Source organism: Kribbella sp. NPDC051620 (genome assembly GCF_044453825.1).
Taxonomy (GTDB): Bacteria; Actinomycetota; Actinomycetes; order Propionibacteriales; family Kribbellaceae; genus Kribbella.
The window spans coordinates 966,285-992,237 of sequence record NZ_JBITDB010000003.1; the positions used below are offsets into that span (position 1 = coordinate 966,285).

Annotated in this window: 19 protein-coding genes; 7 read left to right on the forward strand and 12 right to left on the reverse strand. The window is 68.4% G+C overall.

Features of this window, described 5'->3' with window-relative positions; all coding sequences use genetic code 11:
* The first annotated feature begins 53 nt into the window (after positions 1-53).
* The 4 genes from ACIA12_RS17515 (at position 54) to ACIA12_RS17530 (ending at position 8,833) form a co-directional block, all read left to right on the forward strand.
* Positions 54-3,302: a discoidin domain-containing protein gene (locus ACIA12_RS17515; protein WP_396368019.1), complete on the forward strand. Its 3,249-nt coding sequence runs from the start codon at positions 54-56 to the stop codon at positions 3,300-3,302.
* A complete protein-coding gene (locus ACIA12_RS17520) occupies positions 3,303-4,025 on the forward strand; it encodes a FadR/GntR family transcriptional regulator (protein WP_396368020.1) in 723 nt (240 codons plus the stop codon).
* 81 nt (positions 4,026-4,106) lie between these two features.
* The gene (locus ACIA12_RS17525) at positions 4,107-5,072 is read left to right on the forward strand and encodes a winged helix-turn-helix transcriptional regulator (RefSeq protein ID WP_396368021.1); all 966 of its coding nucleotides are present in this window, start codon (positions 4,107-4,109) and stop codon (positions 5,070-5,072) included.
* A 119-nt stretch (positions 5,073-5,191) separates the two neighbouring features.
* Positions 5,192-8,833 (forward strand): S8 family peptidase, encoded by a 3,642-nt coding sequence (locus tag ACIA12_RS17530; protein WP_396368022.1) that lies wholly within the window; start codon positions 5,192-5,194, stop codon positions 8,831-8,833.
* Between the two features lie 35 nt (positions 8,834-8,868).
* Here the strand turns inward: ACIA12_RS17530 and ACIA12_RS17535 are convergent, their stop codons facing one another.
* The 4 genes from ACIA12_RS17535 to ACIA12_RS17550 form a co-directional block, all read right to left on the reverse strand.
* Positions 8,869-9,903, reverse strand: a complete 1,035-nt coding sequence (locus ACIA12_RS17535) for an LLM class flavin-dependent oxidoreductase (RefSeq protein WP_396368023.1) — start codon at positions 9,901-9,903, stop codon at positions 8,869-8,871.
* The gene (locus ACIA12_RS17540; RefSeq protein WP_396368024.1) at positions 9,900-10,520 is read right to left on the reverse strand and encodes an NADPH-dependent F420 reductase; all 621 of its coding nucleotides are present in this window, start codon (positions 10,518-10,520) and stop codon (positions 9,900-9,902) included. The genes ACIA12_RS17535 and ACIA12_RS17540 overlap by 4 nt, the downstream gene beginning before the upstream one ends.
* Entirely contained in the window at positions 10,517-10,987 is a 471-nt protein-coding gene (locus tag ACIA12_RS17545; RefSeq protein WP_396368025.1) for a MarR family winged helix-turn-helix transcriptional regulator, read from the reverse strand. The genes ACIA12_RS17540 and ACIA12_RS17545 overlap by 4 nt, the downstream gene beginning before the upstream one ends.
* Positions 10,988-11,101: 114 nt before the next feature.
* Positions 11,102-12,880: a glycoside hydrolase domain-containing protein gene (locus ACIA12_RS17550; protein ID WP_396368026.1), complete on the reverse strand. Its 1,779-nt coding sequence runs from the start codon at positions 12,878-12,880 to the stop codon at positions 11,102-11,104.
* Positions 12,881-13,276: 396 nt separating this feature from the next.
* On the opposite strand from ACIA12_RS17550, the gene ACIA12_RS17555 reads away from it, so the two are divergent.
* Both ACIA12_RS17555 and ACIA12_RS17560 read left to right on the forward strand, forming a co-directional pair.
* Positions 13,277-13,774: a DUF2505 domain-containing protein gene (locus ACIA12_RS17555; RefSeq protein ID WP_396368027.1), complete on the forward strand. Its 498-nt coding sequence runs from the start codon at positions 13,277-13,279 to the stop codon at positions 13,772-13,774.
* A gap of 83 nt (positions 13,775-13,857) precedes the next feature.
* Positions 13,858-14,049 carry a hypothetical protein gene (locus ACIA12_RS17560; protein WP_396368028.1) on the forward strand — a complete coding sequence of 64 codons (192 nt, stop codon included), beginning with the start codon at positions 13,858-13,860 and terminating at the stop codon, positions 14,047-14,049.
* A gap of 73 nt (positions 14,050-14,122) precedes the next feature.
* Here the strand turns inward: ACIA12_RS17560 and ACIA12_RS17565 are convergent, their stop codons facing one another.
* Complete coding sequence (locus tag ACIA12_RS17565; RefSeq protein WP_396368029.1) at positions 14,123-14,986, reverse strand: alpha/beta fold hydrolase; 864 nt, start codon at positions 14,984-14,986, stop codon at positions 14,123-14,125.
* Positions 14,987-15,124: 138 nt separating this feature from the next.
* On the opposite strand from ACIA12_RS17565, the gene ACIA12_RS17570 reads away from it, so the two are divergent.
* Positions 15,125-15,781: a TetR/AcrR family transcriptional regulator gene (locus ACIA12_RS17570; protein ID WP_396368030.1), complete on the forward strand. Its 657-nt coding sequence runs from the start codon at positions 15,125-15,127 to the stop codon at positions 15,779-15,781.
* A gap of 409 nt (positions 15,782-16,190) precedes the next feature.
* On the opposite strand, the gene pruA is transcribed toward ACIA12_RS17570, so the two are convergent.
* From pruA to ACIA12_RS17605, 7 genes are all read right to left on the reverse strand, one after another.
* Positions 16,191-17,819 (reverse strand): L-glutamate gamma-semialdehyde dehydrogenase, encoded by a 1,629-nt coding sequence (gene pruA / locus ACIA12_RS17575; RefSeq protein WP_396368031.1) that lies wholly within the window; start codon positions 17,817-17,819, stop codon positions 16,191-16,193.
* A gap of 106 nt (positions 17,820-17,925) precedes the next feature.
* Entirely contained in the window at positions 17,926-19,668 is a 1,743-nt protein-coding gene (locus ACIA12_RS17580; RefSeq protein WP_396368032.1) for a RiPP maturation radical SAM C-methyltransferase, read from the reverse strand.
* A gap of 15 nt (positions 19,669-19,683) precedes the next feature.
* Positions 19,684-19,968, reverse strand: coding sequence for a hypothetical protein (locus ACIA12_RS17585; protein ID WP_396368033.1), 285 nt, complete (start codon positions 19,966-19,968; stop codon positions 19,684-19,686).
* A 37-nt stretch (positions 19,969-20,005) separates the two neighbouring features.
* Positions 20,006-22,732, reverse strand: coding sequence for a BTAD domain-containing putative transcriptional regulator (locus ACIA12_RS17590; RefSeq protein ID WP_396368034.1), 2,727 nt, complete (start codon positions 22,730-22,732; stop codon positions 20,006-20,008).
* Positions 22,733-22,736: 4 nt separating this feature from the next.
* On the reverse strand, positions 22,737-23,687 hold the full coding sequence (locus ACIA12_RS17595; RefSeq protein WP_396368035.1) for a Ku protein: 951 nt from the start codon (positions 23,685-23,687) through the stop codon (positions 22,737-22,739).
* 10 nt (positions 23,688-23,697) lie between these two features.
* A complete protein-coding gene (locus tag ACIA12_RS17600) occupies positions 23,698-24,249 on the reverse strand; it encodes a DUF6912 family protein (RefSeq protein WP_396368036.1) in 552 nt (183 codons plus the stop codon).
* A complete protein-coding gene (locus ACIA12_RS17605) occupies positions 24,246-25,709 on the reverse strand; it encodes a wax ester/triacylglycerol synthase family O-acyltransferase (RefSeq protein ID WP_396368037.1) in 1,464 nt (487 codons plus the stop codon). Before ACIA12_RS17605 ends, ACIA12_RS17600 begins: the two co-directional genes overlap by 4 nt.
* Between the last annotated feature and the right edge of the window lie 244 nt (positions 25,710-25,953).

Sequence of the window (25,953 nt, forward strand, 5' to 3'; positions counted from 1 at the left end):
CTTCCGGCGAATGAACCTGATTCATCCCCCATCGTCGATCGATTGGCCCGTCAATGCCAAACGTTCCGCGCCGGCTGCTCGCTGCCTTCGCCGGCTTGCTGGTTCCCACCGCACTCCTTGCCGCGCCCGCTGAGGCCACCGGCCCGACCACCCTGTACGTCTCCCCCGCCGCCCACGCCACGGGCGGGTCGGGGAGTCTCAGCCGCCCGCTCAGCTCGCTCGAACTGGCGCGCGACCAGGTCCGCAAGCTGACCAAGCACCAGCGCGGCGACATCCACGTCGTACTGCTGCCGGGCGACTACCGGCGTACCGGCACCTTCCAGCTCACCAGCCAGGACTCCGGGCGGAACGGGCACAAGGTCATCTACCAGGCGTTGCCCGGGACGTCGGTGACCATTGACGGCGGCCGGCTGGTGACCGGCTGGACGTTGTCCGACCCGGCCAAGAACATCTACAAGGCGCATGTCGGCTCGATCGACTTCCGCCAGTTCTACGTGAACGGCGAACGCCAGCAGCGCGCACGCGGCCCGGAGAACCCGCCCGGCTGGTCCAAGACCGCGACCGGCTACACCGACACGACCCGCAGCCTGGCGAGCTTCAAGAACCAGGGCGACATCGAGGTCGACAGCCGCTGGGGCTGGATGCACTACCGCTGCCCGGTCCAGTCGGCCGTCGGCACGACGGTGACGATGCAGCAGCCCTGCTACTACAACGCCAACCTGCACGAAGGCCAGGAGATCCAGAACCCGACCTGGATCGAGAACGCGTACGAGCTACTGGACTCGCCCGGCGAGTGGTACCTCGACAAGAGCACGGGTGACGTCTACTACATGCCCAAGCCTGGCCAGAGCCCGACCACCGCTACGGTCGTGGTTCCCCAGGTCCAGAACCTGGTGGACGTCACCGGGTCCATCACCGATCCCGTGCAGAACATCCAGTTCGACGGGATCACCTTCTCCTACTCCACCTGGCTCGCGCCGAGCAGCGACGACGGCATGGTCGAGGGTCAGGCCGGCTTCCGGATCAACGGCACCGGCTGGAAGGACTTCGACGCCTCCCGGCTGTACTGGGAGAAGACCCCGGGCGCGGTGAACGTCGGCCACAGCCGGAACATCTCCTTCACCGGCAACACGTTCACCCATCTCGGCGCGGTCGGCCTCAACCTCAACACCGGTTCGCAGGGTACGACGATCCGCGGCAACATCGTCCGCGACGTCGCCGCGACCGGCATCCAGGTCGGCGGCACGGACATCATCGATCACCACCCGAGCGATGCCCGGGCGATCACCAAGGACACCCTGGTCAGCAACAACCTGATCACCAGGGCGGCCGCCGACTACAGCGGCTCGCTCGCGATCCTGGCCGGCTACACCGAGCACACCGTGATCGAGCACAACAAGATCTACGACCTCCCGTACTCCGGGATCTCGGTCGGCTGGGGCTGGGGCAACACCGACGTCGGCGGTGACACCAACTACCCGGGCAACTTCGGCATCCCGATCTACGACACCCCGACCACCGCGAAGAACAACATCATCCGCGACAACGCGATCAGCGACATCATGAAGCACCAGGCCGACGGCGGCGCGATCTACACGCTCGGCATGCAGCCGAACAGTGTTGTCGAAGGCAACTACATCAAGAACACCCCTGGCCCGGCGTACGGCGCGATCTACCACGACGAGGGCAGCCGCGGCTTCACCACGACCGGCAACGCGCTGTGCAACGTCGACGCGCTGTGGCTGTTCCTCAACCACGGCATCGACATCGACGCCCAGCACAACTTCACCACCCAGCCCCGGTCGGCGACGCAGGCCAACACGATCAACTCGACGATCGCGAACAACCCGGTCGTCCCGGGCTGTGAGCAGCTGCCCGCGTCGATCGTCGACAACGCCGGGCTCGAACCGGCGTACCGGTACCTCGACCCGCAGCCGGCGCCGACCGACCAGCTCGCGCCGACCACGCCGGGCACACCGGTCGTCCAGCCGAGCTTCCCGACGATCGCCGACCTGACCTGGCCGGCCTCGACGGACGCGGTCGGTGTCACCGGCTACTCGATCTACGTCAACGGCAAGCTCACCAGCGCGTCGAAGGAGCCGTCGGCGAGGATCACCGGTCTCGTCTCCGGCCAGACCTACACCTTCGCCGTCAGCGCCCGCGATGCGGTCGGCAACGAGTCCGGCAAGAGCCAGAGCGTCACGGCGACAATGCCGGCCGGCGCGGACCTCGCCCTCGGCAAGCCGGTCACAGTCTCCTCGTACTCCGAACCGAACGTCCCCTCCCTCGCGGTCGACGGCAAGCTGTCGACGCGGTGGGCGCAAGGACTCGGGCTGCCCGATCCGTCCTGGCTGCAGGTCGACCTCGGCGCGCAGTACGACCTGACCGGGGTGATCACCACGTTCGAGCTGACCAGCGGCTACCGGTACAAGCTCGAGGTGTCGCCCGATGGCCAGGACTGGACGATGTTCGAGGACCACACCGGAACCGCGACGACCCAGTCGGACAACTACGCGGCCGCTCAGGTGCGGGGCAGGTATCTCCGGCTCACCATCGTCGGCTCCAACTTCAACGGCGGCAGCATCTACGAGATCGAGGCCTACGGGAAGCCGGCCGTCATCACCGACGACCAGCAGCCGCCGGCCGCGCTGCCGAAGCCGACGGCGAACGTGCTGCTGCCGACGACCATCGACCTCAGCTGGCCGACCGGCACGGACAATGTCGGCGTGACCAGTTACGTCGTCTACCAGGACGGTCAGCGGATCGCCACCACCCCGCTGAACCAACTGCGCGTCGACGGCCTGGCCGCCGGCTCCACGCACAGCTACACGGTCGTGGCCCGTGACGTGAACCTGAACGCCGCGCCGCCGAGCCCGGCGACGACGGTCACCACTCCGGCCGAGGCCGGGATCGCGGTCGGCAAGCCGGTCACGGTCTCGTCGTACTCCGAACCGAACGTCCCGGCACTGGCCGTCGACGGCGACCTGTCCACGCGGTGGGCGCAGGGGCTCGGGCTGCCCGACCCGTCCTGGCTCCAGGTCGACCTGGGCGCCCCGACCGCGGTGAAGAGCATCGTCACCAACTTCGAGCTGCCGAGCGGGTACAAGTACAAGCTGGAGTACTCGCTCGACGGCACGAACTGGTCGATGTTCGACGACCACACCGCGGTGGCCACGAGTGTGCGGCGCAATCCGTCGATCCGGACGGCCGCCGTTCAGGCCCGGTATGTCAAGCTGACTGTCACCGGCTCCAACTTCAACGGCGGCAGCATCTACGAACTCCAGATCTACGGCGGTTTCTGAATGCCCGAGAACCTTGATCCCTACCGTCCCGGCTACGAACTCGTCGCCGAGCAGCTCGTCACGTACATCGCGGAGCAGGGCCTGCGGCCCGGCGACCGGTTGCCGACCGAGAAGGCGCTGGCCGAGTTGCTCGGCACCGGCCGCTCGGTGACGCGCGAGGCGATCAAGGTTCTCGCGGCCGTCGGCCGGCTGCAGACCCGGCGGGGCGCGGGCATCTTCGTGTCCGTGCCCACCAACCAGCAGGCCGACGACCAGGTCGGCTACTTCCAGCCGACCGATCTGCGGCACGTGGCGATGTTGTTCGACCACCGACGGCTGATCGAGGCCGAGTCGGCCCGGCTGGCGGCGACGTCGGCCCGGCCGGCCCAGGTCCACACGATCCGGACGGCGGCCGAGGCGTCGGTCGCCGCCTACTCCGATCACGAGGCGTTCCGGCAGTACGACCGGACCTTCCACGACGCCGTCGCCGAGGCCTCGGGCAATGTGTTCCTGCAGGCCGCGGTCTCGAAGCTGCGGGACTTCAAGGAGCAGTCCGACCGGCTGCTGTTCGCGGGCGGCCTGCCCGGCTCGCTCGAGGTCGCGGCACAGCAACATGTCCACATCGCGGAAGCGATCGCGGCCGGTGATCCCGACAAGGCCTCGACCGCGATGACCCAGCACATCGACACCACCCAAGCGCAGTTCGAGCAACGCATCCGCGACCGGCTGCAAGCGCCGCAGTGAGATCAGCCGGGAAAAGGCTGACGCAGCTCGGCTTGCGGTGATACGAAGAGCCATGCGCGAGTTCTCGACGGCAGGGTTGTCATGAAGGCCGTCGGCCTTCCCGAGTCCAAGGAGGCGACCTACCTTGCGCTGGTCCGGCAGGGCAGCGCCTCCGTCCCCCAGCTCGCCGAGCGCGTCGGCCTGAGCATCGCCCAGGTACGCCGGGCCGTCGCGGCCCTGCAGCGTGAAGGGTTCGTGCACCGTACTCCGCCGCCGCAGGAACTGGTCGTCGCGGTGCCACCCGACCTGGCGGTCGAGCAGTTCATCCGGCAGCAGGAGCAGGAGTTGATCCGGACTCGCGAGGCGGCTCAACGGCTGGCGGCCGAGGCGTACCGCAAGCCCACGAGCCGGCGGACCGAGGAGCTGATCGAGATCGTCTCCGGCCAGGACGCGGTCGGCTGGGCCTTCGACCGGGTGCAGCTGTCCGCCCAGAAGGAGTTCCGCGGGCTGGTCGCAGCTCCGTACGTCGCGTCGGCCGAGGTGAACAGGACCCAGCTGAACCGCCAGGCCGCGGGTGTCGCGTATCGGGTCGTCTACGACAGTACGGCGCTGGAGGACCGGCTGTTGTCCGCGAGCACGGTCACCCACGTCGAGGCGGGCGAGCAGGCCCGGATCGCCGACACGGTACCGACCAAGCTCGCGATCGCGGACCGGGATCTGGCGTTGCTGCCGCTGGACTGGACGACGTCCGCGCACGACGCGGCTCTGCTGGTCCATCCGAGCAGCCTGCTGGACGCACTGGTCGCGCTCTTCGAGACCGTCTGGATGCGCGCCAGCCCGCTGTCGGTGACCGCGGCGGACGAGCTGACCGCCGAGGCGACGATGTCCGCCGAAGACCGGTACCTGTTGTCACTCCTGGTCGCCGGGCTGACCGACGACGCGGCCGGGGCACGGCTCGGGATCAGCCGCCGGACGGTCGCGCGGCGGGTACAACTGCTGATGGAGCAGACCAACTCGCGCTCCCGGTTGCAGCTCGGCTGGCAGGCTCGCGAGCGCGGCTGGCTCTGACCGACTTGGCCGTGTCTTCTTTGCGCCAAGAAAGTAAGTAGTGCTCCATGTTCTGACCTGCCTTTAATCAGGGCTCCACCTACCTTGGAGCCCCCTTGCTGCCCTCCTCCAAACGTGGGGTGATCGCGCTCGGTGCCGCCCTCGCCCTGCTCGCGACCCCGGGCCTGTCCCAGGCCACCCCGCCGCTCCCCAGCACCAGCCCCAGCTCAAGCCCCAACCGGGCTCTCCCGCTGCAGACCGTCACCCTGATCACCGGCGACAAGGTGACGGCCGCCGTCACCGCCGACGGTCACACCACCGCGACGGTGCAGAACGCGGCCGGTCGACCGGCAGGCGCGCACATCATGACGTCGGGCAAGGACACCTACGTCTACCCCGACGCCGCGCTGGCCTACCTCGCGTCCGGCGTACTCGACGAGCACCTGTTCAACGTCACCGAGCTGCTGGCCGACGGCTACGACGACGCGCACAGCAAGCAACTCCCGCTGATCGTCAGCTACACGGACGCCGCCGCTCGCAAGCAGGCTGTCCCGCCAGGCGCCCGCCGAACTCTCGCGCTGACCAGCATCCAGGGCGCCGCGCTGACCACCGACCGCTCTGCCGCCTTGTGGACCTCATTGACTGCCGCCACTGCCGCCAAGCGCTCCGCTGGGTCCGCCAAGCTCGGTGGCGGGATCGCCAGGATCTGGCTGGACGGCAAGGCCAAGGCGACGCTCGCAGACACCACCGCACAGATCGGCGCCCCCGAGGTCTGGGCCGGCGGTGATACCGGCCAAGGCGTGGACGTCGCCGTCCTCGACACCGGTATCGACGCCGCGCATCCCGACTTCGGTGGCCGGATCGCGGCCTCTCAGAGCTTCGTCCCCGGGCTCGACATCACCGACCGGCACGGCCACGGCACACACGTCGCCTCGACCATCGCCGGTACCGGCGCAGCCTCGGGCGGAGTCGAGCGCGGTGTCGCGCCCGGGGCCAACCTGCACATCGGCAAGGTGCTCGACAACGACGGCAGCGGGCAGGACTCGTGGATCCTGGCCGGGATGGAATGGGCCGCCCGCGACCAGCACGCCAAGGTGATCAGCATGAGCCTCGGCTCCGGCCCCACCGACGGGACCGACCCGATGAGCGAGGCCGTCAACCGGCTCAGCGCCGAGACGGGCGCGCTGTTCGTCATCGCCGCCGGCAACGACGGGCCGGGCCCGTTCTCCGTGAGCGCACCGGGCGCGGCGGATGCGGCCCTGACCGTGGGTGCCGTCGACAGCGCCGACCGGCTCGCGGGATTCTCCAGCCGTGGCCCGCGTACCGGCGACAACGGACTCAAGCCCGACCTGACGGCACCCGGTGTCGACGTGCTCGCCGCGCGTTCGCAGTACGCGCCGGAAGGTGAAGGCTCGTACCTGACCATGAGCGGGACGTCGATGGCGACCCCGCATGTCGCCGGCGCCGCCGCGTTGCTCGCTCGGACGCATCCTGACTGGACCGGGCAGCAACTGAAGGACGCCCTGGTCAGCACGACGAAGACGACCCAGCAGTACAGCCCGTTCGCGGCCGGCAGTGGTCGGCTGGATGTGGCGGCCGCGGTTCGCAGCACTGTTTTCGCGACCGGCTCCGCCTTCGCTTTCGCGACGTGGCCGTATCCGGCGTCGCAGACCACGCAGAAGGACGTGACCTACACCAACTCCGGCGCTTCGCCGATCACGCTGAACCTGGTGCTGAAGACGCAGGGCATCCCCGACGGCCTGTTCACCCTGACCGCGCCTTCGGTGACAGTGCCCGCCGCCGGGACGGCATCTGTCGGAGTGGTCAGCCACCTCGGCGCTGCGGTCGAGGACGCCGGCTACAGCGCAGTACTGACTGCCACCGGCACGGACGGCGTACTGCGCACGCACACGCCCGTCGGCCTCACCAAGCAGAGCCAGCGGGTGAAGCTGAGCGTCAACTCGTCGCTGCCCGGCATGCTCGTCATGAAGGACATCAAGCGAGACACGGTGCCGAAGGTCTACGAGGTGGACGCGACCGGCAAGCTTGACCTCAGCATCCAGCCGAGCACGTACGCCGCTTGGCTGTACGCCGATGCGCGCGGACTCGACAGCCCGCATTCACTCAGCCGGGCCGTGCTCAGCGATCCCGAGGTGGTCGTCGATGGCGATCGGACGCTGAGGTTCGACGCATCGAAGCTCCGCAAGGTTGAGGCAACGGCACCGCAGCAGACGGTCAACAGCTACGTGCGGGTCGACCAGTACCGCAGCTACGGAGATCTCCATCGGTTTGTCGACATGTATCAGCTCGAGCCGTGGATCTACGACAGCGTGTGGGCGACCCCGACGCGCAAGGTTACGCAGGGGTCCTACACGTTCGCGTCGCGGTGGCGTGAGGTGCAGTCGCCGTTGACCGTCGGTTCCTTCGACGTGAACGTCCAGAGCTGGTCACCTTCCTTGCCGACGGGTACGTCTGCTTACCCGGTCGTTCTGGCCGGCAAAGGTTCAGTGGCCGACTTCGCGAAGGTCGTTGCCCGAGGCAAGATCGCTGTCGTCCATCGCAACGACGAGGTTGCCCCGACCGAGCAGGCCGCGGCTGCCTTCAAGGCCGGCGCCAAGCTGTTGCTGATCCTCAACGACGGCTTCGGGCCGTTGGACGCCTGGGCCGACCTCCCGCAGGAGGAGACGCCTGCCCTGCCGGTGGCTTCGCTGGGGACTGATCGCGCGCAGCAGTTCCTCGACCGGATCCAGCGTGGTGGGCGGGTTCTCGTGGTGACGTCGCATCCGCAACCGCAGTACCTGTACGACCTCGTGCAGCACCACGACGGCGCGATCCCGGCCGACCCGTCGTACCGGCCGGGTCCGGGAGAGCTGGCTCGCATCGACGAGACGTTCCGGGACACCAAGCAGGGCCGGGCGCTGGACATCCGCTATGACCTCTCCCCCGACTTCTCTTGGGGAGTGGGCGCGGCAGCGACGCAAGTTCTTGCGCAAGGCAACTACACGGCGTGGGTGACGGCCGGGCCTGTGAAGTGGCTGACCCAGACGGCTGTTTCCGACCTGACGCTTTTTGGGTCGTCGACGGCGTACAAGGCACGGAGTACCACGAAGGAAACGTGGTTCGGTGGGATCCAGCGGCCTCGGCTGCTCGCGGACAACGTGAACAGCACGCCGCCGTCGCGGGTGGGCGACATCATCAGCACCTTCGGGATGCCGGGGTGGGGCGATGGGCGCCATGAAGGGACGGTGTACGGCGGCGTCACGCTGAACACCGCGCTCTACCAGGGCACCACCCTGGTGAGCGAGGGCAGCGACTTCGTCTCGACGGAGGTGTCACCGGACAAGCTTCCGTACCGGCTGGTCGTCGACACCACCCGTGACCTGCCGGGCCGGCCGTACTCGCCGCGGACTCGGACGGAGTGGGGCTTCAACTCCGACAACGCCGACTACCGGTACTTGGAGACGCTGCCGCTGATCCAGCTCGACTATGGGGTCAGTACCGATCTGAGCGGCCGGGCTTCGCGGCGTACCGACATCGCCGTGACGCCGTCGCATCTGGCCGGCGCTGCCGGTGCCGGTGTGATCAGCACGGTCACGCTGGACGTCTCCTACGACGACGGCGCCCACTGGAAGACGCTGTCCTTGCGCCACTCCGGCAACGACTGGATCGGCCGCCTGGACGCACCGTCGAAGGCTGGTTTTGTCAGCCTTCGTGCTGTCGCTCGCGACAAAGCGGGCAACAGCGTCAGCCAGACCATCGACCGGGCAGTCGGCCTGCGCTGACTCCCCTTGACGGGGTCCGGGGACTGCTGGCTCTGCTAAGCCATCAGTTCCCGGACTCGCGGGGCGACCTGGGTGCCGAAGAGTTCGATGTTGGTCATCAGGGACTCGTGCGTCAGGCCGCCCATGCCGTACTTGAGGTCGAAGCGGGTGGCCTTCAGGTTCTTCAGGGTCGCGGCGATCTTCTGGGCGACCGTCTCGGGTGAGCCGACGAACAGGGCGCCCTTCGGGCCGACCTCGGCCAGGTACTGGGCCTTGGTCGGGGTCGCGAAGCCGCGGGTTTTGCCGATCCGGGTGATCACCTCGAGGTAGCGCGGCCAGAACTCCTCCCGGGCCTGCGCGTCGGTCTCGGCCACGTGACCCGGCGAGTGCACGCCGATCGGTAGCGGGTCGCGGCCGAACTGCTCGAGGGCACGGTGGTACAGGTCGGAGAAGGGAGCGAACCGCGACGGGCTGCCGCCGATGATCGCGAGCATCAGGTTGAAGCCGTAGTGCGCGGCCCGGATCACCGACTGCGGGCTGCCGCCGACGCCGATCCAGGTCGGCAGCGGGGTGTCCAGGTGCGGTACGACGTCCTGGTCATGGAGGGCCGCGCGGGTCTTGCCTTCCCAGCTGACACGGCCGCCCTTGAGCAGCTCGGCGAAGAGGTTGGTCTTCTCCTCGAAGAGGGTCTCGTAGTCGGCGAGGTCGTAGCCGAACAGCGGGAAGGAGTCGACGCTCGAGCCGCGGCCGAGGATGACTTCGGCGCGGCCGTTGGAGACTGCGTTGAGGGTCGAGTAGCGCTGGAAGACCCGGACCGGATCGTCCGAGCTGAGGACGGTGACGGCCGAGCCCAGGTGGATGTTCTGCGTCCGGGCGGCGATGGCGCTGAGCACGACGTCGGCGGCAGACAGCGGGAAGTCGTCGGTGTGGTGCTCGCCGATGCCGAAGAAGTCGAGGCCGACCTCGTCTGCTTTCACGCCTTGCTCCACCAGGTCACGGATGGTCTGGGCGTGCGAGACCGGCCGGCCCTGCTCGTCCGAGGTCACGTCGCCGAAGGTGTCCAGCCCGATCACGAGCGGGAAGTCTGTCATCGTTGCATCTCTCTCACTAGTTGTGCTTTTCCGAGCGGTACGCCGAACGCGGGGCCACCGGGTTGGAGCAGGCGACTGTTGTGCAGGCCGTCCAGGATCACGGGGTCGTAGCCGATGGCATCGATGATCTCGGCAACTGTTTCGGTTTCCGGCCGGTTGCCGGCGATGCCCATCGCGCGGCGGTCCGGCTGGTTTGGCGGCCTGCGGTCGTCCGCGAGCTCGTGGTAGCCGAGGTGGTTGAAGGTCTTCACCACCGTTGATTTGCTGAGCTTCTGCTGGACGACCTCGCTGCTGGTCAGCAACGGGTCCTCGAACAGCTCCTGCACTCCGTCGACCGGCGGCCAGTAGTTCATCGTGTCGACGACCAGCTTTCCTTCGACGATGGCGGGGTCGAAGGTGGCGAACTTGTGGAGCGGGATCGCCAGCACGACGAGGTCTGCGTCGGCCGCGGCGTCGGTGGCCCAGAGCGCCTTGGCTCCCGGCACCATCACCTGCGTGATCAACTCGATCCTGGCCGGATCCCCCGACGCCGCGATCGACACGTCGTACCCGGCCTCGACCGCGACGCGCGCGATCACCGGCCCGACATGGCCGGCACCCAGCACCGCGATCCTCATTGCTGCAGGTGCCTTTCCAGCGACTGCAGGATGTCCTCGAGGGCGTCGAACTGGGCGGGGGTCAGCGCATCCGCGAAGTGCTTCTTGATCGCCTTGGTGTGCGGCGCCGTCGCCTTCCGGAACGCGTCCGCCCCTTCGGCGGTGAGCACGACCTCGGCGCCACGGTTGTCGGTCGCGCAGTCCTCCCGGCGAATCAGCCCGCGCTTCTCCATCCGGCCGAGCTGATGCGAAAGCCGGCTCCGCTCCCACTCCATCTGCTCGGCCAGCCGCGACGACCGGCTCCGCTTGCCGTCGGCCTCGCTCAACGCCAGCAGCACCCGATAGTCAGCAGCCGACAGTCCCGACTCCTCCGCCAGCTGGTTGCCGAGCCGCCGCCGCAACTCGTCGGTCGTATCGACCAACGCCCGCCAAACCGCCAACTCCCCCACCGACATCCGCCGCCGCCCCACCGCAGCCGTCCTGCTCACGTTCCACCTCGCACTTGATTGATGTATCAATGATGACACATCAACCAAATGCACTGGCTGGGGACAGAAAAAACCGCCCCACCTCATGGGTGGGGCGGTTTCTTGGGGGCTCGGTCAGCTGACCGTGAGGACCTTGGCGACCGTCTGGGTGCCTTGGTGGTCCGCGTCGGCCAGCCAGACGACGCGGTAGGTGTAGGTGCCGCGGGCGGTCGGCTTGATGGCGAAGGTGTACTTGCCGTTGGTCGACAGCTTGGTGGTGGTGACCGCGACCCACTTGGTGCCGGACTTGCGTTGCAGGTAGGCGGTTGAGCCGGCGTGGGCCGGGTTCAGGTAGCCGTAGAAGACGCTGCTCGCGCCCAGCTTGATCGCTGCCGGGGACAGGTAGCTCGACATCGCCGGGTGGACGGCAACCGTCACGATCGGGCTTCCCGATCCCAGCACGTCGGTTGTGCCGTTGTAGGTCCACATGTAGCGGGTGGTGACGGTCGGCTTGTGCGCCGCGCTCACTGCGCCGGTGGTGGACGACTTCACGGTCGCGACGGCGGTCCACTTCGACGCGTTGATCGCCTTGGCGTACAGGGTTACCGGTACGCCGGCCAGGACCGCTCCGGTGTCCAGTCGCTTGACTTGGCTCTTCAGCGTGACCGACCCGGTGTACATGATGGACGCGGCGCTGGCGGCGGCCGTACTCGAAGTACCGGCGAGGTACTTGTCAGCGCCCGGGCTGAACTTGCCGTACTTGTCCTTGACCCAGATACGGAAGGTGTAGCCGGTACCGCTCACCAGGCCGCCCGCGTTGACAGCGCTGATACTCGCACCCGCGTAGACCGCCGTACCGGAGGTCGGCAGCGCCGGGGCGACCTTGCCCGCGTTGCGGCGGACAACGACCTGGCTGACGGTCGTGGCGGGCAGGGTCCAGCGCAGTACGGCAGACCCGTTCCGGCCGGTGCCAGTGACGCCCGTGACAGCAGCGGGCGGCATCGTCAGGTCCAGCATGTTCTCGTCGACGCTGAGAGTCACACCGTTGTAGGTCCTGCTGACGTCGCCTTCGTTCTGGTGCACCCGCTGGTGTGCCGCCCAGTAGCCGGCCGGGATGAACCTACTCGTGAGGACCGGCGTGTTCTTCCAGTGGGCGAACCACAGGTTGTCCGGCCGCGTGTACGCCGTACTGGTGTAAGCGCTGGACAGGTCCGCACCACCGGACGATGCGCCGACGTACGCGCCACCGACATACCCGCGGGAGTTGAGCTCCTGCGTCCAGCCACTCAGGTACGAGAGCACGGAAGCCTTGCAGGCCGCCGTCGTTGTGTAGTGCTCGATGTCGCTGTAGATCGCGCTCCGCGGAGCAAAGCCCAGCGCTTGCGCCGCAGCGACCGCATTGGCTGCGGCCGTCCGGCCTTCGCTGACCGCCGTTGCCGGGGTAGTGGAGATCTTGTTCGAGAAGCCGGTGCAGGGCGCCTGCTTGCCGACGTCGATCAGGAGGAACTGCCATCCGGCACTGTCCTGCGCGGCGACCCATTGCGGCGTCAGGTTGGGCTGGGCGGCGCAACCACGGGAAGCGCCGCTGATGTAGATACCGATCGCGCGGTACGGCGAATTCGGCGCCTTCCAGGCATCCATCGTGCTCTGGCTCGGCGCGTCGCAGATGTCGAACGCAGGCTGGTAGATGTTCTTGGTAGCGATGATCGAAGGCGCGGCCTGGATCGCCCGCGGCGCCGCCGGTACCGCTCTGGCCACCGCCTTGGCGGTCACCCGACCACTGGCGAGCACCTTGCGCGCTGTCTGATCCGCACCGGGCACGTAGTACGCGGTCGCGAGCACACCGGCGTCCTTGACGGCAACCTGCAGCTCACCCTCAACCGACTTGGCCGGCGCGGTAAGCGGCGCCAGCACCAGCCCTTCACTACGCCCCACAAGATGCGCGGGGCAATCAGACTGCCCACCACTCCGCCCCAGGTAAACCGCCGCCTGGTCGAACCGCACACACGCCGTCGGATCCTTCACCAGATCCACCACAGGCCAACTGGCCGGCACCGTCACCTCATACCCAAGGTAAGAGACAGTCTTCGTATCCTCCGCCCCCGCAACCCCGGCCCCACCAACCAGTCCACCCACCAACGCAACAACCACAGACCCCACAACAGCCCTGAAAACCCTCACCAATTCTCCTCACCTAGCCACCCCCGAGCCCTGGAACCCTACCGACCCAAAGGTCCTCCCTCCCCGCCCACCCACTGCAACTTCCTGCAATCCAAGGTGGGTGCTGGCGGTGATGTCATGATGTGCGGCATGGAGCTGAAGATGTCGGCGTCTTATGACGCCACCCCGGAGGAAGTCTTCTCGATCGTCACGGACGCTACCTTTCGCGAGCAGGCGTGTGAGAAGACCAAGGCGTTGTCGTACGACGTGAAGGTGAGTCAGTCCGGTGTGGACACCGTGGTGCGGGTGGAGCGGGAGATGCCGGCCGACGACGTGCCGGACATCGCGCGGAAGTTCGTCGGTGGCACGCTCACCGTCGTGCAGACCGAGACCTGGCATCCGGCCAACGCGGACGGGTCGCGCAATGCCGAGGTGAAGGGCGAGATCGCGAACACGCCGGTCACCCTCAAGGGCACTGCGAGCATCACCTCGACGGGTGGCGAGACGGTGCAGGCGATCGACCTGGACGTGAAGGTGGCGGTGCCGCTGATCGGCCGCAAGATCGAGCCGTTCGTCGTGGACGCGATCCGCAAGGGCCTGCAGAAGGAGCACGACCTCGGCCGCGACTGGCACAACGGCGACAACTGATCCCGTCCGGCGGCCGTGTCGCTGACCTGGTGAACCCGCCTCCGATGGCAACCTGAGAAGGACTATCGGAGGTGGGTTTTCTGATGCGTACCCGACGCCGCGGCCCGATCGACGACACCTGGTACTGCGTACTCTGCGACGACACGGTCCCCTTCGAGCGGGTCGATCCGGGCGACCATCCAGCCGACGACCTGTCCGACGAATGGATCTGCGTCGCCTGTGGCTCAGCCGTCCTGATCGGCCCCGCCGCTCAGCCCCTCGACCGGACCGCCTGACAAAAGCAACGGCACGGATGCCAACTCCCCTGCTGCTGACATCCGCGCCGCCCCCAGGTCTAGCGCCCCGCACTCACAGCGGCGGGCCGAAGCCGCACACCACGCGCGACGCATGCGCCGGGTCGAGCGCGTTGGCGACCAGCTGCGCCACCGTCGGGTCGAAGGCGAGTCCCACGTGCCCGACCGGATCGAGCGGGCAGGTGTCCTGGACGAACTCATTCCGCACACCGGCCTCGCGGATGAACGACGTCTCATGCGGCGTCACCAACAAGTCCGCGCGCGAGGCGATCACCGTGTACTTGACCCCAGGCTGCGCGATCGGGCCGGCCGTCAGCTTCGCCACCTCAGCACCCCCGACGATGATCTCGTCGCAGGCCGGGCAGCCGAACTCCCGGAGTACCTGGTCGACCAGCGGCCGCAGCCCGAGATAGTCGCCGACGCTCACCAGACCGCCGAACGTCGTACCGTGCGTCGGCGGCGCGAGCGCGACCACCTGGCCGACCTTGCCCGCGTACCCGCGAACCTTCGGACCGTACAGGCTCTGGAACCCACCCTCGGAGTGCCCGACGATGTCGACCTTCGCCGCCCCCGTGGTCGTCCGGACGCGGTCGACGAACGCCTCGATCTCCGCCGACGACTGGACGATCGAGACCGTCCCGCCGACCGGGATAGCCGGCGTCGCCTGCCCGTAGGTGAGCGTGAAGGCGCAGTACCCCTTCGCTGCGAGGTACGGCCCGAGGAACGAGTAGTTGCCCGGGCCGTTGCCGCCCAGGCCGTGCAGCAGCACGAGGGGGTTGGGGTGCGCGGCCGACGGCTTGCAGGACCAGTTGTCGAAGCCGGAGCTGGGCGCGGCGGCCTGTGCCGAGGCCGTGAAGGTGCTGGCGAGCAGTGCGGCGGCCACCAGGCCTGCTGCGGCTCGCCGGAGAACAGTTCTCATAGCGGCTCCCGAGGGGCAGTGTCGTTCGGTGACGACGGGATGACCGACAGTGGAGCACGTCTCGCGGTTATGAACAAGCCTTCGTGTTCATAACTCGCCGAGTGGTTATCAACCCGCCACCGGGGGTAACGTCGCTCCATGGGGCGAGTGATCAGAGGTCTGACGGCCGAGCAGCGCAAAGCCGAGCGCCGCGAGCAGCTGCTCGACGCCGCGCTCGACCTGATCGCCGCGCACGGCTACCTGGGCACGTCGATCGAGCAGATCTGCAGTACGGCGTACGTCGGAACGAAGAGCTTCTACGAGGTCTTCGACAACCGCGAGGACTGCTACGTCGCACTCCTGCAGCGGACGTCGGAGCGGCTGATGGCCGACATGATGGCGGTCGCGGCCCGGGCCGAGGGCAACGAGCGCCAGGCGGTCCCCGGCATCGTCGCCGCCTTCGCGCACGCGCTGCTCGACGATCCGCGAGTCGCCAAGGTCACGTTCGGCCAGGCCGGAGGCATCTCCAAGACGGTCGAGCGCCAGCGGCGGACCAACCGGCGCTGGGCGGCCGGCTTCCTGGAGCAGATCTGGGACCGGTACGACGAAGTCCCCGACTCCGCCGAGGAACTGGACCGCGACGAGTCCGACCTGCACACCCGCCACGCGATCGCCATCGGCCTGGTCGGCGGCCTCTTCGACCTGATCGCCGACTGGCTCCTCGACGCGGACCCCAGCGTCCCCGACCAGGTAGAAGCCCTGATCGAAGACCTGACGTCGTTCTACATCACAGTCCGCCGAGGCCTGGCGGCCTAACCCGCCATCGAACACCCAGCTAGTCGCCGACCAGCACGCGGCACCCACTGGTGACCTCACAACAGCCCTGGATGCCCCGCCGACCAACGCCGCACCATCTGGTCAGCCTTCGACAACGACTGACCGCGCGCGGATCTCCAGCCCACCCCAGCCAGTGACTGCCGGCCGAGCCACGCCCAGCCCAGTCAACAAGGTCAGGCGCCCACTCAACTGCGGCTCGGGCGGCCACAACGCTCCAACCCGCAACACGAGCACGGCTGGCCATGCACCAGCCCCACTGCGACAAGCGGGGTCGACTACGCCATGCGCGCCCGACCCAAGTGGTTCGGGCGGGCTCAACACTCCAGCCCCCAACACGAGCACGGGTGGGGCCAAGTGCCTATTCCCCCGTCCGGAGAGGACTAGCGGCCTAGCCCTGGTGCGGGTAGCGGTAGTCGGTCGGCGGGGTGAAGGTCTCCTTCATCGACCGCGGGCTGGCCCAGCGGATCAGGTTCCACATCGAGCCGGCCTTGTCGTTCGTGCCGCTCGCACGCGCTCCACCGAACGGCTGCTGCCCGACAACGGCGCCGGTCGGCTTGTCGTTCACGTAGAAGTTGCCGGCGGCGAAGCGCAGGTACTCCGCGGCCTCCGCGACCGCGTGCCGGTCCTGCGCGATGACCGCACCGGTCAGCCCGTACGGCGCCGAGTGCTCCATCTGCTGCATCACCTTGGTGAAGTCGCCGTCCTCGTAGACGTGCACGCCGAGGATCGGGCCGAAGTACTCGGTGCTGAAGATCTCGTCGGTCGGGTCGTCCGAGACCAGCAGCGTCGGCCGGACGAAGTACCCCTCGGAGTCGTCATAGGTGCCACCGGCAAGGACCTCGATACCGGCCGCCTGCTGGGCCCGGTCGAGCGCCGCCTTGTGCTTGGCGAACGCGCGGTCGTCGATCACTGCGCCGATGAAGTTCGACAGGTCGGTGACGTCGCCCATCGTCAGCGAGTCGGTCTCCGCCGCGATGTCGTCGCGGATCTGGTTCCAGACGCTGCGCGGGACGTACGAGCGGCTGGCAGCCGAGCACTTCTGGCCCTGGTACTCGAAGGCACCCCGGACCATCGCGGTCTTCAGTACTGCCGGATCCGCCGACGGGTGCGCCAGGATGAAGTCCTTGCCGCCCGTCTCGCCGACCAGTCGTGGGTACGTCTTGTACGAAGCGATGTTGGCGCCGACCGTGCCCCACAACGACTGGAAGGTCTTGGTGGAGCCGGTGAAGTGGATGCCGGCCAGGTCCGGGTGGGTCAGCGCCGCCTTGCTGACGTCGATGCCGTCGCCGGTGACCAGGTTGATCACACCGGCGGGAAGACCGGCCGCCTCGAACAGCCGCATCGTGAAGTGCGCCGCGAACTGCTGCGTCGGCGACGGCTTCCAGACGACCGTGTTGCCCATCAGCGCGGGCGCGGCCGGCAGGTTGCCGGCGATGGCGGTGAAGTTGAACGGGGTGATCGCGTAGACGAAGCCCTCGAGCGGGCGGTAGTCGACCCGGTTCCAGATCCCCGGCGAGGAGATCGGCTGGTCGTTGATGATGGTGCGCGCGAACGAGACGTTGAAGCGGAGGAAGTCGATCAGCTCGCAGGCGGCGTCGATCTCGGCCTGCTGGACCGTCTTGGACTGGCCGAGCATGGTCGCGGCGTTCAGCGTGTCGCGCCACGGGCCGGCCAGCAGGTCGGCGGCCTTGAGGAAGACGGCGGCGCGGTCGTCGAAGGACAGCGCCCGCCAGGCCGGAGCGGCCGCGAGGGCCGCGTCGACGGCGGCCTTGCCGTCTGCTTCGGTCGCGTTGCCGAGGGTGCCGAGCACGTGGGCGTGCTTGTGCGGCTGCACCACCTGGATCGGCGTACCGCCGCCGAGCTTCTGCTCGCCGCCGATCGTGCAGGTCAGGTCGATCGCACCGGCCGCGTTGAACTCCTTGAGCTTCGCCTCCAGGCTGGCCCGCTCGGGCGAACCGGGTGCGTACCCACGCACGGTCTCGTTGATCGGAGTGGGTACTGCGGTGACGGCATCCATGGTGTGCGGTGCTCCTCGTTCGGCTCGACTGGGTCGCAGCGGGCGGCCTCCAGACCTGACGCTGCCATGGTGCCATGTCCAAACGAGAACCACGAACCTGACAGGTCTACTCTCCGGGGACGGCCAGCGCGACGGCGAGGTCCTCGTCCAGGAACATCAGGCCGCGCTCCGCGAACCCGGCGAAAGCCTCGCCGACCGCCTCCACGGGCAGCTCCAGCTTGCGTCCGACGGCACTCGCGGTGGTGGGCCGGTCACTGCACGCCAGATAGATGTCGGCGAGTGCGTTCTCAAAGGTGTACGTGCCCTCTTGCCCCGCTCGGCGGGTGTCGTAGATCTCCAGCCGGCCGGGTGACGACCAGTACCGCAGGGTCGGAAGCCGGTCGCCGGTCCAGGCGGTCTTCCACTCGTCCACAGCCTTCCGCAGTTCGTCGTACGCGGCGTCGGGCAGGGCACCCGGAAGGTCGTCCTCGAAGAAGTAGGCCACCTTGCCGAGATCGACGCCGGCCGGATAGACGTGCCGGTAACTGCTTTCCGGGGAGCGACGGCCGGGGCTGGAGAAGAGCGGGCTGAAGCGTTCCATCCAGATCCGAGCAGCGCTCGACGGCGGTCGGAGATGCACCAGCTCCGGTACTACGGCCGCCTGGTCCGCGTAGTCCTGGGCGGTCTCGCCGGGGAATCCCAACAGGATGTTCCACTCGACCTGGATCCCGTAGTACTGCGCCCAGCGCAGCAAGTTGACGTTCTGGGCCGCGCGAACTCCCTTGTCCATCAGGCGCAGGACGTTGCTGCTCAGGGACTCCACTCCGGGCTGGAGCACCCGGACCCCGCCCTTGGCCATGAGTTCGAGTTGTGCCCGGCTGAGGTTGGCCTTCACTTCGTAGAACAACTCATAGCCGGCGCCTGCCTCGATGAGCGCCGGGAAGAGGTCCTTCAGGTAGGTCATGTCGATGATGTTGTCGACAGCCTCGAAGCGGGAGGTCTGGTACCGCCTGGCCTGACCCGCGAGCTCTGTGATGACCTGTCCGGCCGGCTTCGAGCGGAACTGCATCGTCGTGCCGTTGAGGCCGCAGAACGTGCAGTGGTGTTTCGCACCCCACCAGCAACCGCGGGCCGACTCGAACGGGATCCACAGGTCGTCCGGGAGGACGCCGAGCCGCTCCGAGCGCTCGAAGTACTCGTCATAGTCGGGAGCGGGGAGGTCCGCCATCCTGGTCATGACGGGCTGGCTGCTGACCTTCCCCAGCTCGTTGCCCTCAGCAAGCTTGCGCAGGAGCGCCGGGAAGGCCGTGTCGCCCTCACCGACGACCGCGTGGTCGATGCAGTCGATCGACCTGGCCAGCTCGTGGCCCATCTCACCGTCGAAGTTCGCGCCGCCGAAGACCGTGACGATCTGCGGGTACCGCTCCTTCAGCCGCCGGGCGAAGGCGAACGACGCCACGCTCTGCTGGAAGGTGCAACTGAACCCGACGACCTGAACCTCCTGCCAGGCAAGGGTTTCCAGCAGGTTGTCGAGGAAAACCGGCACCTCGTGGTCGCGGATCCGGCGCAGCAGCCGCTCGGCGTCATCGACCAGGTAGCCGAAGTCGTGGTCGGCCAGCAGCGCTCCGGCGGCATCGGGCGCCTCGTCGCCGAAGGCCTCGATCGAGAACAGCCAGTCCCCGATCAGCCGGCCGCGATGCTCGGACAGCTTGCGATACAGCTCGACGCCGAGCTGTGCCGCGAAGTCGAGGTTGGCGTGCAGCGTCCGGACGTCGAGGCCCTGCTGCCCGGCGATCGCCTTCAGCAGACCGAGCTGGATCGAAGGCCGATCGACGTCCATGAACGGCATGGACACCAGGACCGTCCGCATCAGACGGCCCCGGGGCTAACGGGTGATCTTCGACGACTTCGTGAAGCTGACCGCTCCGGTGCCGCCCGTATCGAGGCGCGCCATCGTTCCGGGGGTGAACGCCGTCGCGAACTGGTCGGCGAACGACGGTAGCGGCTCGGCCACCTCGACGGTCGCCGTCGGCTCACCGTTGCCGATGACCTCGAGGGCTAACGCCAGCAGCCCCGACAAGAGCACCCGCTGCGGCTCCGGCAGATTCAGCTGGTCCAGCGTCGTCACCAGTCCGGCGACGTCGTCGGCGCTGACAGTTATTTCGGCCATCGTCTCCCCCAGGTTCGGCCCCGTGAACGTTCAGGTTTCAGGATTCGAGTCTAGCCCGAAGAGCATCGGCATCGGGGTGGCCGAGCCGCTCCAGTACGTCGACCGCCCGGGCCCAGGCGATCCGGGCAGCACTGTCATCTCCAGCGGCGTGGTGGACGTCCCCGAGCGAGACAAGCGTGTCGGCCTCGTTATAGCGATCACCGACCGCTTGGAACAAGGCCACTCCTCGCTCGTAGCAGTCCATCGCCTCCGGGAGCCGGCCGAGCCGCTGCTGGATGTACCCGAGGCTGTCGAGCGTCTCGGCCTGCCCGAAGCGGTCGGCCAGACTCGCCTGCAGCTCGAGCGCGAGCTCGCAGTTTCGCAGGGCGTCGGTGTAGTCGCCGAGCATCGCGTGGAACCAGCCGACGGCGTTGAGCGATCGCGCCTGCCCGGCCCGGTGTCCGGCCGACTCGAACAGTGCCAGCGCCAGCTCGGCATGTTTCAGCGCCTCCGCGTGGGCGGCCTGCCGATCGAGCATCCAGGCCAGATGCCGATGTGTATGCGCGGCGCCGACCGTATCGCCGGACGCCAGGTACCGGTCGAGGGCCGCCTGCAGCTGGACCGCCGCGTCGTCGTACTGCCCGAGCCGGATCTGCGCACAGCCGAGATAGCGATACGCAAAGGCTTGCCGGGCCTGGTCACCCGACCGCTCGGCGGCCGCGACCGCGACGCCGAGCGCCTCCAGGGACTCCTGCCAGAGCCCGCGATAGGCGAGGAATCTGGTCATCGTCCAGACCAGCTGCCACGGGTCCACGGCCGACGCCGTACGCACGATCGACAACAGCACAGCCTGCTCGGTGGTGAACCACCCGAGCCCCTCGTCGTACGACGACGGACACTCGGGAACGACCCCTGGCGACACCGGCGCGAGCACGGTCGGATCATCGTCGCGGCGGGTGTTGAGCAGACCGTCCGCCAAGTAGCCGGTATGCACGTAGTGGTCGAGCATCCGCCGCCACACCTCGCGCCGCTCGGACTCAGGATGCTCCGTCACCGCCAACTCACCGGCGTACGCCCGCAAAAGGTCGTGGAAGGCGTACCTACCGGGCGCGTGCTCGGTCAGCAGATGCGCGGCGCACAACTCGCCGAGCAACCGCCGTACCTGGCGAGGCGCCTCAGCGGCGAGACTGACCGCCGCCGGCAGGCCGATGTCCGGGCCGGGATGAAGCCCGAGCAACCGGAACAGCCGGGCCGCGTCCGGGGAGAGCCGCAGGTACGACCAGGAGAAGACGACCCGGACGTCGGTCGCGCTGTCGGCGCCCGCGAACTCGTCCAAGCCGGCCCGCAGTTCGCTCGCCAGCACCTCCAGACTGAACTCGGGATACGTGACCGCCCGGGCGGCAACGATCGAGAGCGCCAGCGGGAGCCGCGCGCAGTGCGTGATGATGTCGTCGACAGCGGCCGGTTCGGCGGACACCCGGTCGGCGCCGAGGCGCTGAGCCAGTAGCGAGCGGGCCTCGCTGAGCGAGAGCAGGTCGAGAGTGACCGGCTGGGCTCCGTCGGCCGTCAGCAGACCGCGCAGCTGGTTCCTGCTGGTCACGACTACCCGGCACCCCCGGGCACCCGGCAGCAGCGGCCTGGCCTGGTCCGCGTCGGCCACGTTGTCGAGCACGATCAGGACCCGGCGATCGGCGACCAGGCTGCGGTAGAGCCCGATCTGCGCCTCGAGTCCAGCGGGGATCCGGTCAGGTTCTACGGCGAAGGCGTCGAGCAGGATCCGGACCGCCTCGGCCGGGCTCACCGGCGTACCGCCTGGATCGAAGCCGCGGAGGTTCAGGTAGATCTGACCGTCGGGGAACCGGTCGCGCGCCTGATGTGCCCAGCGGAGGGCAAGAGCGGTCTTCCCGACTCCTGCCGTCCCCGAGACCACGGCGATGCCGCCCTGTTCGGCGTTCCCGAGGATGTCGTCCAGGCGGCGCAAGTGGCTGACCCTGCCGGTGAAGCCAAAGGTGTCCGGAGGCAACTGGGCCGGCACTGCGAGCCTCGCGGCCGGTTGAACCGGCAGTTCGCCGCGCAGGATCGCTCGATGCACCTCGCTCAACTCGATGCCCGGATCCGCGCCGAGCTCCTCCACTAAACGCCGCTGAACCAAGGCGTAGCGGTCGAGCGCCTCGGCGGGACGCCCGGCTGCGTGCAAGGCCCGCATGAGCAGGGCTTCGAGCGGCTCGACCAAGGGATACTCGGCGATCAGGTCGGGCAGTTCCGCGATCACCGTGGCGGTATTGCCCAGGCGGAGCTCGGACTCGGCCCACTGCACGACGGCGTCCACCCTGCGCCGGTCCCAGCGGTCGCGGACCTGCGCGGCCCACGCCCCGGGCAGGTTGGCCAGCGGCGTCCCTTGCCACAACTCGAGCGCCTTCGCGAGCTGACTCGCGCGGTCCTGGGCGCCGTACTCCGGGTTGTTGGCCCGATCGGCCAACTGCCAGAAGCGGTGCAGATCGACCTGGTCGGGGTCGATCCCCAGCAGGTAGCCGGTGTGGCGTCGTTCGACCTTCACGTCCGGGCCGAGGAGGCGGCGGATGCGGCTCAGGTGCGCGTACAGCACATTGCGCGCGGCAGGCGGTGGATCGTCGTCCCAGACCCGGTCGATCAGGGTCTCGATGGTGACCGCGCGGCCCGGGTCGACGAGCAGCGCGGCCAGCACCAGCCGTTGGCGAGGGGAGCCGGCCTCCAGCAGCCGGCCCGCCGACAGGACGTCGACCCCTCCGAACAGGCGGAACTCCACCGCCTCAGGCCGATTTCTTGGTGGCCTTCTTGGCGGCGGTCTTCTTCGCGGGCGCGGCAGCCTTCTTGGCGGCAGCGGTCTTCTTGGCCGGTGCCTTCTTCGCAGCCGGGGCCTTCTTGGCCGGGGTCGCGTCGCCCTGACCGCCACCGCCGGAGCCGCCGGCTGCTCGGCGAGCCTTGGCAGCCTCGACCGAAGCACGAAGGGCGGCAACCAGATCGACCACCTCGGCGCCCTCGGTCTCCTCTTCCTCCGACTCGGCCGGCAGCGGTACGCCGGCAGCCTTCGCCTCGACCACTTGCTCCAGCGCGTGCCGGTATTCGTCGTGGTACTGGTCCGGGTCGAACTCGCCGCGCAGGGTGTCGATGTAGGACTCCGCCATCGCCTTCTCCTGCTTGCGGATCTCCACGTCCTCGTCCGGCGCCGCGAAGGACGAGTCGCGGACCTCGTCCGGCCACAGCATGACCTGGAGGACGAGCACGTTGTCGTGCGTACGGAGCAGTCCGAGCGATTCGCGAGATCGCAGCGCGACCTTCACCAGCGCATACAGCTCGGACCCCTCCAGCGCGTCCCGGAGCAACACGTACGGCTTGGCGCCCGGACCGCCGTCGGCAGCGAGGTAGTACGACTTGCCCAGGTAGAGCGGGTCGACCTGGTCGGCCGGCACGAACTCCAGCACGTCGATGACCTTCTTGCTCGACAGCGGCAGATCGGCGAAGTCCTCCGGCTCGAGCACCACCATCCGGCCGTCGGCCATCTCGTAGCCCTTGCCGATGTCGGAGTACGGGACCTCCTCGCCGTCGATCGAGCAGACCCGCTTGTACTTGATCCGGCCGCCGTCGGCGACATGCACCTGACGGAAGGAGATGTCCTTCTCCTCCGTCGCCGAGAACACCTTGATCGGGATCGTCACCATCCCGAACGAGATGGCGCCCTTCCAGATCGCCTGCATCGCCATCAGCTCCCTGTCAGCTCGTCGCCCGACCCTGCAGATCGCCGCGCGGCCCGACGGCCGCGAGGAAATCCGGGATCTCCTGTGTCGCGTACCACAACAGGTCTTCACCTTCGCACGAGTCGAGGGCGAAGACAGCGTCTTCGTGGGCCGGATTCGCGGTGTCTCCGTGCGCCACGTCCCACAGCTCGGCAGCCTTGCGGACCACCTCGACCGCGGGGTCGCCGTCCAGATGCACCGCCGCGACCGCCGTCCACGGCACGACGACGTGCAGCTCCAGCCGCGCGTCGCCCAGCTGGACGGTGCCATCCGCGGGCGGGATCGCCGAGACGTCGCACGCCACCACGACCCGCTTGCGCGGGGCGGCCGGGTCGGCCGCGATCAGTCCGATCGACGCCCGGGCCGCCTGCTCCATCGCGGCGTACTCGAGCTCCTCGTCGTCGGCCGTCGCGAACCACTCGCGCAGCGCCGGCGTCACCGCGTACACGGTCTGCGGCGCCGGTCCGAACTCCCCCGCATGGCAGGCGGCGTCGAGCAGGGGAACGGTGGATGGGATGTAGATCCTCATGAGTCCGCCTTCTTGGTACTGCGAGGTTTTTTGCGTCCCCGCGCTGCGCGGCTACGACTCCCCTTGGTGGTGTCCAGCAACTCGTCCAGCGCATCCGTCACGCACTGGGCGAACACGGCCAGGTCGGGCATCGCCGTCCGGTCCGCGTTGAGCCCGAACGACACCTTCCCGTCGTACGACGTGACGCCCACGGACAGTCCTTGCCCCGGCATCAACGGCACCACCGGGTACGACGCGAGCATCGGCGCGCCCTGCGCGTAGAGCGGGAACTGCGGGCCGGGCACATTGGTGATCACCACGTCGTCGATCGGCCGCACCGTCGCCGTCGCCACCCGCGCCGCCAGGGCGTGCAGCGTGGTCGGCGCGAAGCCGGCGATCCCGACCAGCGAGCGGGCGCTGACGGCTCGCCCGGTGTCCTTGTGCACCTTGGTCTGGTACGAGATCTGGTGCAGCCGCATGACCGGCGAGTTCTCCCCGACCGGCAGGTTCACCGTCGAGGCGATCACCCGCGAGCCGAGCGACGTCGGCTCCTCGTCATCGTCGTCCCGGATGCTGACCGGTACTACGGCGCGCACCCCGCGCGTCGGGCTGACCGACTCACCCCGGGTCATCATCCAGGCGCGCAGCGCGCCGGCCACCACGGCCAGGATCACGTCGTTCACGGTGCCACCGTGCATCGCCCGGACGGCCCGGTAGTCCTCGAGGTCGGTCTGCACGGTGGTGAACCGGCGCTGCCCTGACGTCTTGACGTGCAGCGAGCTCTCCTGGACATGGCGCTGCGCGACCACCGAGCCGACCACGTCACCGAGCACCTCACGCAGCGAGGTCGAGCCGGTCAGGCTGGTCATCTCGGCCCGCGCCAGCTCCAGCACTGCGGTCGGGTGCCGGGTGGCGTCGGCGAACACGCCCGCGAGCAGCTCCAGGGCCGAGGGCGGGTGCGCCGGCTGCCAGGTGTCGGTGGGGGTGTCCCGCGGGTGGGCAGTGGAGTCCAGGACGACCTGACCGATGTCGACCGTGCTGTTGCCGTCGACAAGCGCTTGGTGGGACTTCGCGATGATCGCGAACCGGTCGCCCTGCAGCCCCTCGACCAGGTACATCTCCCACAGCGGCCGGGCCCGGTCGAGTCGCCGGGACATGATCCGGGCGACCAGCTCCAGCAGTTGCGCATGCGTGCCCGGCCGCGGCAGCGCGGACCGGCGTACATGGAAAGTGATGTCGAAGTCCTCGTCGTCCACCCAGATCGGCCCGGCGAACCGGCCCGGGATCTGCTGGATCCGCTGCCGGTACCGCGGTACGAAGGCGATCCGGTCCCGGATCAGCGCGACCAGGCTCTCGTAGTCGAACCCGTCGTCACCGTGCACCGGCGGCTCGAAGATGTCCACGGTGCCGACGTGCATCGGCGTGGCCGGGCTCTCGGCCTTCAGGAAGGTCAGGTCCAGCGACGTCAACCGGTCCGGCATCGCGGGCCCTCCTTCGGCGTTGAGGTTTCGTGTTCAGTCACCCTAGGGGGTTGCTGCTCCCTACTGCACGAGACGAGCAGCAACACCCTAACCGGGTCCGCCGACAGTGGGCTGCGACACTTGCCATGAGTGGCGAACCTGGCTGTCAGCGACCGTGACACGACTGATGGTGCACAGCGGGAACACTGGGCCCCGCGCGTTCGTCAGGCAAGGGGGCGTGTCGTGCGCCCGGCTAGTGAATCGA